The organism is Nocardiopsis coralli (genome assembly GCF_014892575.1).
GTDB lineage: Bacteria > Actinomycetota > Actinomycetes > Streptosporangiales > Streptosporangiaceae > Nocardiopsis > Nocardiopsis coralli.
In genome coordinates, this window is the sequence record NZ_JADBGI010000035.1 from 1 (window position 1) to 15,189 (window position 15,189).

Genomic DNA, 15,189 nt, shown 5'->3' on the forward strand with positions numbered 1-15,189 from the left:
GGTGCACCGGGATCTGAAGCCGGACAACATCATGCTGGCGGCGGACGGTCCGCGGGTGATCGATTTCGGGATCGCGCGTGCGGTGGAGTCGACGTCGGTCACGGCCTCCGGGGTGATCGGCACGATCGGTTACATGGCGCCGGAGCAGTTGGAGGGTATGCGGCTGACCTCGGCCGTGGACCTGTTCTCGTGGGGTGCGGTGATGGTCTTCGCGGCGACCGGGCGGGAGGCCTTCCCCGGTCCGACCCAGGCCGCGCGCATCGCGAAGGTGCTGTCCGGGAACGCCGACCTCGACGGGTTGCCCGAGAGCCTCGCCCCGGCCGTGCGCGCCTGCCTGTCCGGAGACCCCGGTGCGCGGCCCGACGCACGGACCCTGCTCGATCACCTGGTCACCGGTGGTCCGCTGCCCGCGCAGGCACCCACGACCGCGGAGCCGAAGGTCGAGCCGACCCTGGTCGAGGGGGTCGACGACGGGCTCACCCGCGGGTACGAGCCCGGGTCCGCGGCCGGGGCCGAGCCGGGCCCCTCGGCCGGGCCGGAGCACCGGGCGCCTTCCGGGGGCGCGTACACCCCGCCGTCCTCCGGGCCGCAGAGCCCGCCGCCGAGCGGGAGCGGGTCCCACAGCCCGCCGTACCACTTCGCCGGGAAGCGGCTGCACACCGTCGAGGAGCTCGCCGCCGCCCTGCAGGAGAACTGGCCGGACGCGGTCAAGGTCATGTCCGACGACCAGGAGCGTGCGGCCCTGGGCGCGTGGATCATCGACGACCTCAACGACACCCTCGTCGACCGGGCCCTGTTCCGCCGCACGGTCAACGACGCCAACGCCGCGGTCGCCACCGTCATTGCGCAGGCACGGCCCGACCTGCCCCCCGTCTTCCGCGGCCACGACTGCAGCATCGCCGGGCTCGGACGCCTCTTCTCCGACCCCCGGCCCCTGCTGTCCGGTGACCCGCGCAGCAACGAACTCGGCCTGCTGGCGCGCCCGCAGGTCCTGCGCCTCATGGCCCAGCACGAGGGGCCCGACTCCGGTGTGCTGCGTTCCCTCGCCGAAGACCTGGTGGAGGCCGAACGCATCGGGGTGCGCTTCCACGAGCAGCTCGCCCGCGGGCTCGGCGGGTGGCGCGGAACCCAGAACCACGTCGACCCCGCGGTGGCGCTGGTCTTCCTCCTGCACCCCGACCTCGTGCGCCGGCCCGACCCGGGGGACCGGCCCGGTGTGGCCGAGTGGGTCGACATCCTCTGGACCCGGGTGGAGCGCTCCGAGGGCGCCGCACGCGCCGGGCACGCCGCCGCGGTGTACGGGGCGCTGGAGACGGTGGCCGTCCTGGCCCACCAGCGTGAGCAGTGGATCTCCCAGCACCGGTCCGTCGCCGTGCAGCAGCGGCAACTGGCCGATCAGGGCGACTCGGACGAGGGGATGCGCCGGGGGAAGGTCTTGCTGTACTGGCTGACCGGGATCTTCGCCTTCATCGCGTTGGTGACCAGCGACGTCGCCAGCTTCGTGTTCGTGGTGTTCGCGTTGGGGACCGGGATCGGCGGCGCGGTGGTGGCCAACCAGCACACCCGTCGCTACGGCACCGCGCAGGAACGGCAGTGGCGCTCCCAACGTGCGGCGCAGCTGCCACGGGTCAGGTCCAGCCTGGACAGCGGCCTGCAGAACATCGAACGCGACCTGGCCGAGGCCCGGCGCATCTGCTCCTCGGGCTGAGCTCAGCCGTTGTCCACCCGGACCCGGGCGTGCTCCTCGGGGCGGTGGAGAGCGAGATGGCGCGCCTCCTGCTCGGCCCAGGCCGCGCGGAAGGGGGAGTACAGGTGTGCGTCCTCGCGCCGGTCCAGCCGCCGGGCGCGCACGGTGTCGGGGGCGTGCACCCACACGAGCAGGTCGACCGGGCCGGGGCGGACGCCGGACCCGGTGCCCTCCACGATCAGGACCCCGTCCCGGGCCACCTCCGAGGGCAGGGACGACGGGGCGGTGGAGAAGGTGCCGTGTTCCCAGTCCCAGCGGTGCCACACCGGGGCCTCGCCGCGCGCGAGCGGTTCCAGGACCCGTCCGCGCAGGAGTTCGGCGCCCTCGGCCAGGCCTTCCCAACCGGCGTAGAGGTCCTCCATGGTCAGGACGTGCACCGCCTCGCCGCGTGACCGCAGGACCTCGGCCAGGTGCGCGGCGACGGTGCTTTTACCCGCCCCCGATCGGCCCTCGACCGCCACCACCCGGGCCCTGCCCTGACCTGGCACCAGTGCCGTCACCGCCCCGGCCCATCCGGGCGTCCCGGTGGCCACCTCCAGCTCGCTCATCCCCGCAGGGTAGGGCCTGCCGGCCCGCCACGGTGCCCCACACCCGACCGCCGCCATCGGCGCCATCAGCACACGTGGTGCACGTCGTCGCTGTCCGTCATGTCCGGCGCCGATGAACGCCCTTCCGGCGGCCCGCTGCCTGTCACCGACCTGGCCGGGGGCACGTGCGTGGTCGGTGAGCTACCTGGACGGGCGCCTCGGGCGTCGTGTCCCGGGCGCGTTCGGGCGGGAAGGGCGCAGTGGCCGGGTTCTCAGGTCCGTTCACGGCTTGTAACATGCTCGGGCGCAGCATGCACAACACGGACGAGCGACGGACGAGGGGCCGCCCGGTGACCGAGGCCGACACGACCCCGGGTTCGCAGTCGGCGCTGCGCCAGGCCAACGAACGCCGCGTCGTCGACGTGCTGCGCCGCGAAGGCACCTGTACCCAGGCCGAACTCGCCCGCGCCACCGGCCTGTCGGCGGCCAGCGTCTCCAACATCGTGCGCGGCCTGCGCGCCTCGGGCACCGTCACCGCCCGGGCGACCTCCTCCAACGGCCGCCGCGCCCGCGCGGTCACGCTCGTGCGCCCGCCCGGAACCGTCGTGGCCGTCGACTTCGCCGCCGACCGCCTGCGGCTGGCCGTGGCCGACCACGAGGGCGGCCTCCTCGAACGGGAGTCCATCGACTACGACGTGGCCGCCGACCCCGGGCGTGCGGTGCGCCGCGCCGCCTGGCTCACCGAGACCGTGCTCTTCCGCGGCCGCATCGACCTCGCGTCGGTCGCCTCGGTCGTGGCCTCCGTGCCCGGCCCGCTCGACTCGTCCACCGGGGCCGTCGGCGCGGTCTCCTGCCTGCCGCGCTGGACGGGCTTCCGTCCAGCCCAGGCCCTGCAGGAACGCCTCGGCCGACCCGTGCGGGCCGAGAACGACGCCAACCTCGCCGCGCTGGCCGAACGCCGGCGCGGGGCCGCGCGCGGGGCCGACACCGTCATCCACCTGCACCTCGGCGAAGGGGTGGGGTCCGGGCTGCTCCTGGACGGACGGCTGCTGCGCGGCGCCGACGGTACCGCCGGGGAGATCGGGCACATCGGCCTGGACCCGCGCGGACAGGTCTGCCGCTGCGGCAACCGCGGCTGCCTCGAGACCTTCGTCGGCATCTCCTACCTGCTGGCGATGGTGCCCCGTGACAGCGGCCCTGCCCGGGACGGCCGCGCCGCGCTGCCCCAGCTCATGGCCGCGGCACACGAGGGAGACCCCGCCGCACGCCGCATCCTCTCCGAGGCCGGGAGCGCGCTCGGACAGGGCACGGCCGTGGTCGCCAACCTGCTCAACCCCGACCGCGTCGTGGTCGGCGGGCCCCTCGCCGCCGCGGGCGACCTGCTCCTGGACCCCATGGTGCGGGCGATGCAACTCGGCACCCTCGGCAGCGCCCTGGAACGGTTGCAGGTGGTCACCGGCGAGCTCGGCGAACACGCGGCCCTGTACGGAGCGCTCCTGACCGCCGCCGAGACCCCCGCCTGAAACACGGTCCGGCGCGGGGCGGGACCGCCGCCGAGCACACGCGCGGCCTGACCAGCCCACCTGCGTGTTCACAGCTTGAACGCAAGATCTGTGATGTTTCGGTTATGTGTTCAGGAGTTGACCCCAAGCCCGGGCCGCGGTTTGACTGCACTGCACCGAACGCGGTGCCGCAGATCACCTCCCCCCACGAGAAGGGCCCGGCGTTGACGACACGACGCTCCTCCCACACACGCATGGTCACAGGCGGGCTCGCCGCCGTGACCACCGCCCTCGCACTCGTCGCCGCCACCGGGTGCGACGCCATCACCTCGGCCGGGGGAGAGGGCGAGGGCGAGACCCACTCGGTGGAGGAGGGCTTCCACGTCGGGCTCCTCCTGCCGGACCTGTACACAGCCCGGTACGAGGCCTTCGACTACCCCTACTTCGAAGAGGCCCTCGAGGAACAGTGCCCCGCCTGCGAGCTCTCCTACGCCAACGCCGACGGCGAGGTCGACGAGCAGCAGACCCAGGCCCAGGCCATGCTCACCGACGGCATCGACATCCTCGTGCTGGACGCCGTCGACGCCGAGGCCGCCGCCGGCACCGTCAACGAGGCCTCCTCGCAGGGAGTGCCCGTGCTGGCCTACGACCGCCTCGCCGAGGGCGGAGTCGACGCCTACGTCTCCTTCGACAACCACCGCGTCGGCCAGGTCCAGGGCGAGTCCCTCCTCGCCGCCCTGGAGGAGGACGGCACCGCGGGCGACGGCCAGATCGTCATGGTCAACGGCTCACCCACCGACCCCAACGCCGCCGACTTCAAGGCCGGCGCCCACGAGGTGCTCGACGGCCAGGAGGAGATCGGCCAGGAGTACGACACCCCCGACTGGTCGCCCGAGGAGGCCACCACCCAGATGGAGGGCGCAATCACCTCCCTGGGCGCCGACGAGATCACCGGGGTCCTGGCCGCCAACGACGGCATGGCCTCCGGTGTCATCGCAGCCCTCCAGAGCGCCGGGGTCTCCACCGACGACCTGCCGCCCGTCACCGGACAGGACGCCGAACTCGCCGGCATCCAGCGCATCGTCGCGGGCGAGCAGTACATGACCGTCTACAAGGCCATCCGCCCCCAGGCCGAGCTGGCCGCGCAGATCACCGTCGACCTGGCCACGGGTTCGGACCTCCAACCCGGTGAGCACACCCTCACCCAGCTCGAGGACGGCGGCGGCGAGGAGATCGAGTCCGTGCTGCTCGAACCGGTCGCCCTCACCATCGACAACATCGACGACACCGTGGTCTCCGACGGCTTCTACACCGTCGAGGAGATCTGCGAGGGCGAGTACGCCGACACCGAGTACTGCCAGGAAGCCCTCTGACCCCGGCCACCGCCGGCACCCTCCGCCCGGGCCGCCCCGCCACCGTCCGGCGGGCGCCCGGGACGGCGTGAGGAGAAGGAAGACCGCCCCATGAGCACACCCGTCCTGGAACTCTCCGGGATCTCCAAGACCTTCGGGGCCGTGCGCGCCCTCGACGAGGTCGACCTCCACGTCCAGGAGGGCGAGGTCGTCGCCCTGCTCGGCGACAACGGTGCCGGCAAGTCCACCCTCGTCAAGGTCATCGCCGGCGCCCACGCGGCCGACACCGGCGGAACCGTCGCCTGGGACGGCCGAGCGGTCGACATCAGCGCCCCCGCCGACGCCCAGCGCCTGGGCATCGCCACGATCTACCAGGACCTCGCCCTCTGCGACAACCTCGACATCGTGGCCAACCTCTTCCTCGGCAACGAGCACCTGCACTTCCCGGGCACCCTGGACGAGGTCGAGATGGAACGCCGCGCCTGGGAACTCCTGCGCTCACTCTCGGTCGACATCCCCGACCTGCGGGTCCCCGTGGCGTCGCTGTCCGGTGGCCAACGCCAGATCGTGGCCATCGCCCGCGCCCTGCTCGGGAAGCCGCGGGTGGTCATGCTCGACGAACCCACCGCCGCGCTCGGTGTCGCCCAGACCGCGCAGGTCCTCGACCTCATCGAACAGCTGCGGGACCAGGGCCTGGGCGTGATCCTCATCAGCCACAACATGGCCGACGTGCGGGCGGTCGCCGACCGGGCCGCCGTGCTGCGCCTGGGCCGCAACGCCGGTGACTTCCCCATCGCCGGGACCAGCTACGAGGAGATCGTCGCCGCCATCACCGGGGCGGCCGACAACCCGGTCGCACGCCGGGACGGACGGCAGACCACCGGGGCGGAGGAGAGCCGATGAGCCGGAACACCCCCGTCACCGATCCGCCCGCCACCCCGGAGGAACCCGGAGCACGCCGCGACCCCCGCCTCCTGGAGACCGCCGCCTCACCCAGCGGATGGTGGGCGGCGATCAAGCGCAACGTCCGCGCCGGCGAGCTGGGCGCCGCGCCCGTGATCATCGGGCTCCTGCTCATCGCGCTCGTCTTCCAGGGCCTCAACGACCGGTTCCTGTCACCGCAGAACCTGTCCAACCTGACCGTGCAGATCGCCGCCATCGGGCTGATGACCACCGGCGTCATCGTGGTCCTGCTCCTGGGGGAGATCGACCTGTCCATCGGGTCGGTGGCCGGGCTCTCGGCCGCGATCCTGGCGGTCACGGTGATGCGGCACGGGTGGCCCGAGTGGGCGGGGATCGCCGCGGCCCTGGGCGTGGGCCTGCTCGTCGGGCTCTTCCACGGCTTCGTCTTCGCCAAGATCGGGGTCCCGGCGTTCGTGGTCACCCTCGCCGGGTTGCTCGGGTGGCAGGGGCTCCACCTGTGGGTCATGAGCCCCGACGGCACCATCAACACCCGCTCCGAGGGTCTGATCGCGTCCCTGACCCAGACCTACTTCGTGCCCTGGATCGGCTGGTTCCTGGTCCTGGTCACCCTCACGGTGTACCTGGCCGCGTCACTGGCCACCGAGAGCGGCCGCCGCACCTCCGGGCTGCCCTACCGGCCCCTGGCCGAGACGCTGCTGCGCACCGGCCTGTTGGCGGTGCCCCTGGTCGTGGGCGTGTGGATCCTCAACCAGCACAACGGACTGCCGCTGGCCTTCCTCATCTTCGTCGGGGCGGTCGTCGTCCTCGACCTGATGCTGCGCAAGACCCGCTACGGCCGCATGATCTACGCGGTCGGGGGCAACGCCGAGGCCGCGCGCCGGGCAGGCATCAACACCGTACTCATACGCATCTCCGTCTTCGGGATCGCCTCGACCCTGGCCGCCCTGGGCGGGGTCATGCTCGTGTCCCGCAACATCGCCGCCAGCACCACCACCGGCGGCGGCTCGGAGCTCATGATGGCCATCGCCGCCGCGGTCATCGGCGGCACCAGCCTGTTCGGCGGGCGCGGCAACGCCTACTCCGCGCTCCTGGGCGGCCTCGTGCTGGGCGCCATCACCTCGGGACTGCTCCTACTGCCCGGTGTCGACACCTCCGTGCGGTTCATGATCACCGCCGCGGTGCTCCTCGTCGCGGTGATCATCGACGCGGCCTCGCGCCGGGGCCGCGCGACCCATGCCCGGGGCGGAGGCTGACCACTCCCCACCTCCTCCCCGCCCGCCCCCGGCCGCGTCCTCCCGTGCGGCCGGGGGTTCCCCGTGTCCGGGGCCGGGGGAGCCGGTCCGAAACCGATCCTGCACCGAAGAGGTCGGACCTCCGTGGGTGGGATCACGTCACGGTCCGGCAGCTCCGCGCACGTGCACCTGCCCGTACACAATCCGGTGCGACGCTCACCGTCAGTGACCTGCGCCGACATCGGCCCGGCGGGTGTGCGCGGCGTTCGGTCAACGTGGCCTGTGTCGTAAAGCAGGCATGGAGTCGCAGGTCCCAGGGGTGCAGGGTCGAAGGTCCCACCTGCGGGGGCCGCGTCCGAGCGCCTCGTCGGGCGCTGTTAGGTTCCCTCACGTGGCAACGGAACGTGACCGGACGCGGTGTTACAAGCACCCGGAACCCGGTCGCCCCGCCCACGAGAGATCGGACCACCTCGTACCCGTGACCCCGCACAGGGGCGGGCCGAAACAGGAGACCCATGCGTAAGATCCTCGTCGTCGGAGCCGGGCAGTCCGGCCTCCAACTCGCCCTCGGCCTGCTGGCCGAGGGCTACGACGTCACCCTCGCCACGCTCGCCGGTCCCGAGGAGGTCCTCGCCGGCAACGTGATGTCGACCCAGTGCCTGTTCGGCCCCGCCCTGCGCCGTGAACGCCGCCACGGTCTCGCCCTGTGGGACGACCATGCCACCGGCATCGGGGGTGTGGGCGTGCGCGTGGGCGACCCCGGCGGCGCCACCCCCGCGATCTCCTGGCTCGGCCGCCTCGAGGAGCCTGCGCAGTCGGTCGATCAGCGCGTGAAGATGTCCACGTGGATGCGCCTGTTCGTCCAGGGCGGGGGAACCCTGCTGCGCCGCCGCGTCACCCCCGAGGAGCTGGCGGAGACCGCGCGGGGGTACGCCCTCGTCGTCGTGGCCGCCGGCCGAGGAGACCTGGCCGAGCTCTTCCCCCGGGACGAGCAGCGCTCCGCTTTCCGCGCACCCCAGCGCCGCCTGACCCTCGCCTACGTGACCGGGGTGGAGGACGACCCCTCGGGCCCCGTGCTCGAGCGCACCTCGATCACCGGGGCCGGCGAGGTCTTCACCCTGCCCACGCTGTCGGTGTCCGGCCCCTGCCACGCGCTCATGGTCGAGGCCGTCCCCGGCGGCCCCATGGACCGTCCCCTGCCCCGTGAGGCCGGTGGCGAGGAGGTCGTGGCCGCGCTCCAGGGCGTCCTGCGCCGGCACGCCCCCTGGTACCGCGACCGGTTCGCCCGGGCGCGCCCCGCCGACCGCGGCGCGACCCTGCACGGCGCCTACACCCCGGTCGTGCGCGAACCCGTCGCCCACCTGGCCGACGGCACCCCCGTCCTGGGCATGGCCGACTCCGTGGTCAGCAACGACCCCATCACCGCCCAGGGCGCCAACATGGCCTCCCTGGCCGCCGACGTGCACCGGCGTGCGATCGTCGACCACGGCAGCCGCCCCTTCGACGAACGGTTCATGCGCGCCACCTTCGCCTCCTACTGGCGGTACGCGCGCCAGGTCACCGCGTGGAGCAAGGTCATGCTCACCGGCCCGCCCCACGTGTGGGACCTCTTCCGCCTGGCCGAACGCCACCAGGAGACCGCCGACCGGTTCGCCGACTCCTTCAGCGACCCCACCGGGCTCATCGACTGGTTCCTGCACCCGGAGCGCGCCTCCGCCTACATCGACGGGGTTCGCCGTACCCATCCCCGGGTGGGTGAGCACGTCGCGCTCTGACCGGGACGGGGCCGCCGCGCCCCGTCCCGACCCGGCCCCGGGCCGGGACGGGGCCACGGTGTAGTTTGCGCTCTTATGCTCTCCGACCTCCTCAGACCCGTCCCCGGAAGCCTGTTCGCCGCGGCCGACCCGTGGGTGCTGCTGACCGTCGCCGCCCTCGCCGTCCTCGTCGGCGCCGCCGTGCAGAGCACCGTCGGTCTCGGGCTCGGCCTGGTCGCCGCCCCCGTCATCTCCTTCCTCGACCCCTCGCTCATGCCGGGGGCGATGCTCATCACGGTGGTCCTGCTGCCGGTGCTCACCCTGGTGCAGGAGTGGCGCCACGTGCACTGGCGCGGGATCGCCTGGGGGGTACCCGCCCGCCTGCCCGGAACCGTGCTGGCGGTGTGGGTCGTGGCCGTCCTGGAACCGCGTGCGCTGGCCGGCGTGGTCGGGGTGATGGTGCTGACCGCGGTCGTGCTCACCGTGTGGTCCTTCCGCGTGCGCATCACACCGGCCTCGCTCACCGTGGCCGGAGCCCTCTCCGGGTTCGCCGGGACCGCGACCTCCATCGGCGGACCGCCCATCGCGCTGCTCTACCAGTACGAGGACCCTCCGCGCGTGCGTGCGACCCTGGCCGCGTTCTTCCTCGTGGGATCGACCATCTCGCTGACCGCGCTCACCCTCGGCGGACAGATGGACCTGCGCACCGTCGTGGCCGGGCTCGTGGCCGTCCCGCTCGTCGCGGTCGGGTTCGTGCTGGGCAACGTGCTGCGCGGCCGTGTACCGCCCCGGACCCTGCGCCTGGGCATGCTCACCGTGGTGACCCTCTCGGCCTCGGGCCTGCTCGTGCAAGCGGCTCTCGGATAGCCTCGACAGCGCGTACCGGGGCCAGAGGGACCCGAAGAGCGAGTAATGTACGCGAAAACCCGGCAACGGGGGCGGGTACACCCGTGGGCTCACGCCCATAGGATCGGGTGTGCATACCCGCCAGTAGCCATGTGCGGGCCACCTCCCGGGCCCTCGATGGCAAAGGCAACGGACACGCTGGACGAGGGGACTGACGAGACAGTGGCACTGTTCGAGTCGATACACAATCCGGATGCGCTCAAGCGGCTGCCCGCCGACCAGCTCCCCGAACTGGCTCGGGGCATCCGCGACTTCCTCGTCGACTCCTGCTCACAGACCGGCGGCCACCTGGGCCCCAGCCTGGGCGTGGTCGAACTGACCGTCGCACTCCACCGGGTCTTCGACTCCCCCCAGGACCCGATCCTGTTCGACACCGGCCACCAGGCCTACGTGCACAAGGTGCTCACCGGGCGGCACGACTTCACCGCGCTCAAGTCCGAGGGCGGCCTGTCGGGTTACCCCTCGCGCGAGGAGTCCGAGCACGACTTCATCGAGAACTCCCACGCCTCCACCGTGCTGTCCTACGCCGACGGCATGGCCAAGGCCAACGAGGTCCAGGGCGACCGCGAGCGCACCGTCGTGGCGGTCATCGGCGACGGCGCCCTGACCGGCGGCATGGCCTGGGAGGCGCTCAACAACATCGCCGAGCGCAAGGACCGCCGCCTGGTCGTCGTGGTCAACGACAACGGCCGCTCCTACTCGCCCACCCGCGGCGGCCTCGCCGAGCACCTGTCCTCGCTGCGCATGGCACCCGGCTACGAGCAGGCCCTCGACCTGGCCAAGTCCACCCTCAACCGCACCCCGGTGGTCGGCCAGCCCCTCTACGAGGCCCTGCACGGCCTCAAGAAGGGCGTCAAGGACGCCATCCAGCCGCAGATGATGTTCGAGGACCTGGGCCTGAAGTACCTGGGCCCCATCGACGGCCACGACGAGCCCGCGCTGGAGAAGGCGCTGCGTCAGGCCCGCGACTTCGGCGGACCGGTGATCGTGCACTGCCTCACCCAGAAGGGCAAGGGGTACGCACCCGCCGAGAACCACGACGAGGACCAGTTCCACGCGCCGGGCCCCTTCGACGTCACCACCGGCCAGGCCAAGCCCGGCCCCAAGGTCGAGAAGTGGACCGGGGTCTTCTCCGAGACCATGGTCGAGCTCGGCCGCGAGCGCGAGGACATCGTCGCGCTCACCGCCGCGATGCTGCACCCCACCGGCCTGAACAAGTTCGCCGACGCCTACCCCGACCGCATCTTCGACGTGGGCATCGCCGAACAGCACGCGGCGACCTCCGCCACCGGCATGGCCATGCAGGGCCTGCACCCGGTCGTGGCGGTCTACGCGACCTTCCTCAACCGCTGTTTCGACCAGGTGCTCATGGACGCGGCCCTGCACGGCCAGGGCGTCACCTTCTGCCTGGACCGCGCCGGCATCACCGGAAGCGACGGGGCCAGCCACAACGGCATGTGGGACCTGTCGATCCTCCAGGTCGTCCCGGGCCTGCGCATGGCCGCACCCCGTGACGCCGAGCGCCTGCGCACCCAGCTGCGCGAGGCCGTGCAGGTCGACGACGCCCCGACCGTCGTGCGCTACCCCAAGGGCGCGGTCGCCGAGGAACTGCCCGCCGTGGGCAAGGTCGGCTCCATGGACCTGTTGCGCCGTGCCGAGGACTCCGGTCACGGCAAGGACCTGCTCATCGTCGGCGTGGGCACCATGGCCCAGGTCGCCGTCGAGGTCGCCGACCGCATGGCCGACCAGGGCATCGGCGTCACCGTCGTCGACCCGCTGTGGGTCAAGCCCCTGGACGAGGCCCTGGTCGCCGAGGCCGCCGAGCACAGCGTCGTCGCGGTCGTGGAGGACAACGGCCGCACCGGCGCCGTCGGGGACGCCGTCTCCCGCCTGCTGCGCGACCACGAGGTCGACGTTCCGGTGCGCTCCTTCGGCATCGAGCAGGAGTTCCTCACCCACGCCAAGCGCGAGCGCATCCTCGAGGAGCAGGGCCTGACCCCGCAGGAGCTGTCCCGCAAGCTCACCGAGACCGTCGCCCGCCGGACCGAGAACGAGCCGGCCGCCGAGCCCGCCTGACCCGCTCCGGCGATCCTCACCACGGCAGTACCGGGGTGGCCCGGCCCCGGTACTGCCAGAATGAGGGCATGACCTCTCCCGTGCCCGAGCCCCGTGAGACCGAGTCCGTGCCGTTGAGGGTGGCCGTGATCGGTTCCGGCCCCGCCGGCATCTACACCGCCGACGCCCTCACCCGCCAGCAGCGGGTCCCCGTGGCGGTCGACGTCCTGGACCGCCTGCCCACCCCCTACGGGCTCGTGCGCTACGGGGTCGCGCCCGACCACACCAAGATCAAGGGTGTGGCGCGTGCCCTGCGTGCCGTGCTCGAACACCCCGACGTGCGCTTCGTCGGGGGAGTGGAGTACGGCCGGGACCTGACCCGCCAGGACCTGGAACGCTCCTACCACGCCGTGGTCTACGCGACCGGGGCCAGTGTGGACCGCCGCATGCACGTGCCCGGCGAGGACCTGGCGGGCAGCGTGGCCGCCACCGACTTCGTCAACTGGTACTGCGGCCACCCCGACAGCGAGCTCGAACGGTTCGTGCTGGATGCCCAGGAGGTCGCGATCGTGGGCGCGGGCAACGTCGCCCTGGACGTGGCCCGCATCCTCGCCAAGACCGCCGACGAGCTGCACCACACCGACATCCCCCAGCCGGTGCTCGACGTGCTCGCCGCCAGCCGTGTGCGCACCGTGCACCTGCTGGCCCGCCGGGGCCCGCTCCAGGCCAAGTTCACCGCGCCGGAACTGCGCGACCTGTTGGGCCTGCCCGGGGCCGACGTGGTCATCGACCCGGCCCAGATGGACATCGACCCCACCGCCGTGGGCGGGGGAGGGGCCGAGACCGCGCAGGTCTCCCGCGCCGCCCGCACCAACCTCAGGCTCCTGCGCGAGCACGCCGACAGGCCGACGGGGGAGGCGCCCCGGTCGGTGCGTCTGCACTTCTGGTCCCGCCCGGACGAGATCGTGGGCGAGGACGGCCGTGTGCGCGCGGTCCGGGTCGAGCACACCCGCCTGGACGCCGACGGGCGCCTGCAGGGCACCGGCGAGACCACCGAACTGCCCGTCGGCATGGTGCTGCGCTCGGTCGGCTACGCCGGGGTGCCCCTGCCGCAGGTGCCCTTCGACGAACACGCCATGACCGTGCCCCAGGAGGACGGGCGCGTGCTGGACGCCGAGGGCCGCCCCGTGACCGGCTCGTACGTGGCCGGGTGGATCAAACGCGGTGCGACCGGGGTCATCGGCACCAACAAGTCCGACGCCGCCGCCACCGTGCGCACCCTGCTCCAGGACGCCCCCGCCCTGCGCGAGGGGCAGGGCGACCTCGTGCCCCTCGAGGAGGTCCTCGACGAGCGGGGGCTGGCCCACAGCGGTTACGAGGACTGGCTCCGCATCGACACCGCCGAGGCCCGCCAGGCCGCCGACCTGGAACGCGGGGAACGGGTCAAGCTGCACGGCTGGGAGGCCTATCGCCGGGTGCTCGGGGACTCCTGAGCCCCCCCGTGCCGGACGCCCGGGGCCCCACGTGTGGGGAGATCGGGGACGGGAAGGACACCGGGCACGGCGGCGCCGCCCCGCCGGTGGTACCCCGTTCGCCCGGAGGTGTCCGGGGCTTCACGCGCGGGCCACCGGGGCTCCTTAGCGTGGTGCCGCACGTGAGCACGTGCACGCTTGCCCCCGATCCCCCAAGGAGCAGTGTTGGTGCTTCACAACCGGGCGCGCCCAGCCCCGGCCCCCTCGATCGCGACCGCTGCGGCCCTGGCCTTCGGCCTGGTCGCCGCCACCGCATCGCCCGCCCTCGCCGACGACCCCGAGGCACAGGGCTTCGGCCCGGACAACGTCATCGTCCTCATCGGCGACGGCATGGGCTACGACCAGATCGACGCGGCCAGCCTCTACCGCGACGGGACCTCCTACAACCAGTTCGGGGTCGACCCCGACACCGGTGAGGTCGAACGCGAACCCTCCGAGGCCTCCGCCGTCTACGAGGACTTCGACGTCCAGCTCTCGGCCGCCACCTACCCCGAGGGCGGCAGTTACGACCCCGCGACCGCGTGGTCGGACTTCGACTACGTCAACAACGGCTACACCGACTCCGCCGCCTCCGGAACCGCCCTGGCCACCGGGGTGCACACCGACAACGGGCTGGTCGGCCTCGACCCGGACCTGCTCCCGGTGCGCAACCTGACCGAACGCGCCCAGGAGACCGGGCGGGCCAGCGGAGTGGTCTCCGACGTCCCCTTCAGCCACGCGACGCCGGCGGCGTTCGTCGCCCACAACGAGGACCGCAGCGCCTACGACCAGATCGCGCGCGAGATGCTCACCGAGCACGAACTGGACGTGGTCATGGGGGCCGGCCACCCCCACCGCGACGAGGACGGCCGGCCGGTCGACGAAGCCCAGTACGACTACGTGGACGAGGACACCTACGAGTCCGCGTCCGCGGGCGAGACCGGCTTCACCTTCGTCGAGGAGGCCGACGACTTCGCCGACCTCGCCGAGACCTCCACCCCGCCCGAGCGCGTCTTCGGGCTCGCCCAGGTGGCCGCGACCCTGCAGTACGACCGCAGCGGGCCCGACCTGGACGAGGACGGCGAGCCGATCGAGGGATCGGAGCCCTACGACGCCGCGTTCAACGAGGACGTGCCCAGCCTGGCGGAGATGGCCTCCGGTGCGCTCAACGTGCTCGACCACTCCTCGGACGAGGGCTTGTTCCTCATGGTCGAGGGCGGTGCGATCGACTGGGCCGGCCACGACAACAACATCAACCGGCTCATCGAGGAGCAGAACGAGTTCGACCGGGCCGTGGAGGCGGTCGTGGACTGGGTCGAGGCCGAGAGCAGCTGGCAGGAGACCCTCGTGGTGGTCACCGCCGACCACGAGACCGGCTACCTGGCCGGCCCGGGCGCCGGTGAGGACGGCGGCTGGACGCCCCTGACCGGCGAGGCCGGCGAGCTGCCCGAGCACTCCTGGCACAGCGGCGACCACACCAACATGCTGGTCCCCGTCTACGCCCAAGGGCCCGGCGCGAGCCGTATGCAGCACCACGCCCACTACGAGGACCCGGTCCAGGGCGCCTACCTGGAGCACACCGACATCGCCAACACCGTCTTCGACTTCTGGGGACGCGGCTGACCGCGGCCTTCCCGGCCGTGTGACGGGGCCCGGGGCGCCGCCGGAACACCGGTGGC

At 72.7% G+C, this 15,189-nt stretch carries 11 protein-coding genes; 10 read left to right on the forward strand and 1 reads right to left on the reverse strand.

Annotated elements, in window-relative coordinates; translation table 11 throughout:
- On the forward strand, window positions 1–1,708 hold a 1,708-nt coding region (locus IDM40_RS26040; protein ID WP_193124725.1), incomplete at its 5' end, for a serine/threonine-protein kinase.
- A gap of 2 nt (window positions 1,709–1,710) precedes the next feature.
- On the opposite strand, the gene IDM40_RS26045 is transcribed toward IDM40_RS26040, so the two are convergent.
- On the reverse strand, window positions 1,711–2,295 hold the full coding sequence (locus IDM40_RS26045; protein ID WP_193124726.1) for a uridine kinase family protein: 585 nt from the start codon (window positions 2,293–2,295) through the stop codon (window positions 1,711–1,713).
- A gap of 329 nt (window positions 2,296–2,624) precedes the next feature.
- Here IDM40_RS26045 and IDM40_RS26050 point away from each other — a divergent pair, with 329 nt between their 5' ends.
- The 9 genes from IDM40_RS26050 (at window position 2,625) to IDM40_RS26090 (ending at window position 15,133) form a co-directional block, all read left to right on the forward strand.
- Window positions 2,625–3,797 (forward strand): ROK family transcriptional regulator, encoded by a 1,173-nt coding sequence (locus tag IDM40_RS26050; RefSeq protein WP_193124727.1) that lies wholly within the window; start codon window positions 2,625–2,627, stop codon window positions 3,795–3,797.
- Window positions 3,798–4,030: 233 nt separating this feature from the next.
- On the forward strand, window positions 4,031–5,149 hold the full coding sequence (locus IDM40_RS26055) for an ABC transporter substrate-binding protein (protein WP_193124763.1): 1,119 nt from the start codon (window positions 4,031–4,033) through the stop codon (window positions 5,147–5,149).
- Between the two features lie 90 nt (window positions 5,150–5,239).
- On the forward strand, window positions 5,240–6,031 hold the full coding sequence (locus IDM40_RS26060; protein WP_193124728.1) for an ATP-binding cassette domain-containing protein: 792 nt from the start codon (window positions 5,240–5,242) through the stop codon (window positions 6,029–6,031).
- Window positions 6,028–7,305 (forward strand): sugar ABC transporter permease, encoded by a 1,278-nt coding sequence (locus IDM40_RS26065; RefSeq protein WP_193124729.1) that lies wholly within the window; start codon window positions 6,028–6,030, stop codon window positions 7,303–7,305. Before IDM40_RS26060 ends, IDM40_RS26065 begins: the two co-directional genes overlap by 4 nt.
- A 494-nt stretch (window positions 7,306–7,799) precedes the next feature.
- Window positions 7,800–9,059, forward strand: a complete 1,260-nt coding sequence (locus IDM40_RS26070; RefSeq protein WP_193124730.1) for a styrene monooxygenase/indole monooxygenase family protein — start codon at window positions 7,800–7,802, stop codon at window positions 9,057–9,059.
- Between the two features lie 75 nt (window positions 9,060–9,134).
- Complete coding sequence (locus IDM40_RS26075; protein ID WP_193124731.1) at window positions 9,135–9,905, forward strand: sulfite exporter TauE/SafE family protein; 771 nt, start codon at window positions 9,135–9,137, stop codon at window positions 9,903–9,905.
- Between the two features lie 201 nt (window positions 9,906–10,106).
- Entirely contained in the window at window positions 10,107–12,020 is a 1,914-nt protein-coding gene (dxs, locus tag IDM40_RS26080; protein ID WP_193124732.1) for a 1-deoxy-D-xylulose-5-phosphate synthase, read from the forward strand.
- Between the two features lie 68 nt (window positions 12,021–12,088).
- The gene (locus tag IDM40_RS26085) at window positions 12,089–13,492 is read left to right on the forward strand and encodes an FAD-dependent oxidoreductase (RefSeq protein WP_193124733.1); all 1,404 of its coding nucleotides are present in this window, start codon (window positions 12,089–12,091) and stop codon (window positions 13,490–13,492) included.
- A 207-nt stretch (window positions 13,493–13,699) separates the two neighbouring features.
- On the forward strand, window positions 13,700–15,133 hold the full coding sequence (locus tag IDM40_RS26090; protein ID WP_328807134.1) for an alkaline phosphatase: 1,434 nt from the start codon (window positions 13,700–13,702) through the stop codon (window positions 15,131–15,133).
- Window positions 15,134–15,189 lie beyond the last annotated feature (56 nt).

Bases quoted from the DNA above. Each gene is read 5' to 3' on its own strand.
- IDM40_RS26045 (WP_193124726.1), bottom strand. From the start codon at position 2,295: ATGAGCGAGCTGGAGGTGGCCACCGGGACGCCCGGATGGGCCGGGGCG.
- IDM40_RS26055 (WP_193124763.1), top strand. From the start codon at position 4,031: ATGGTCACAGGCGGGCTCGCCGCCGTGACCACCGCCCTCGCACTCGTC.
- IDM40_RS26060 (WP_193124728.1), top strand. From the start codon at position 5,240: ATGAGCACACCCGTCCTGGAACTCTCCGGGATCTCCAAGACCTTCGGG.
- IDM40_RS26065 (WP_193124729.1), top strand. From the start codon at position 6,028: ATGAGCCGGAACACCCCCGTCACCGATCCGCCCGCCACCCCGGAGGAA.
- IDM40_RS26070 (WP_193124730.1), top strand. From the start codon at position 7,800: ATGCGTAAGATCCTCGTCGTCGGAGCCGGGCAGTCCGGCCTCCAACTC.
- IDM40_RS26075 (WP_193124731.1), top strand. From the start codon at position 9,135: ATGCTCTCCGACCTCCTCAGACCCGTCCCCGGAAGCCTGTTCGCCGCG.
- IDM40_RS26085 (WP_193124733.1), top strand. From the start codon at position 12,089: ATGACCTCTCCCGTGCCCGAGCCCCGTGAGACCGAGTCCGTGCCGTTG.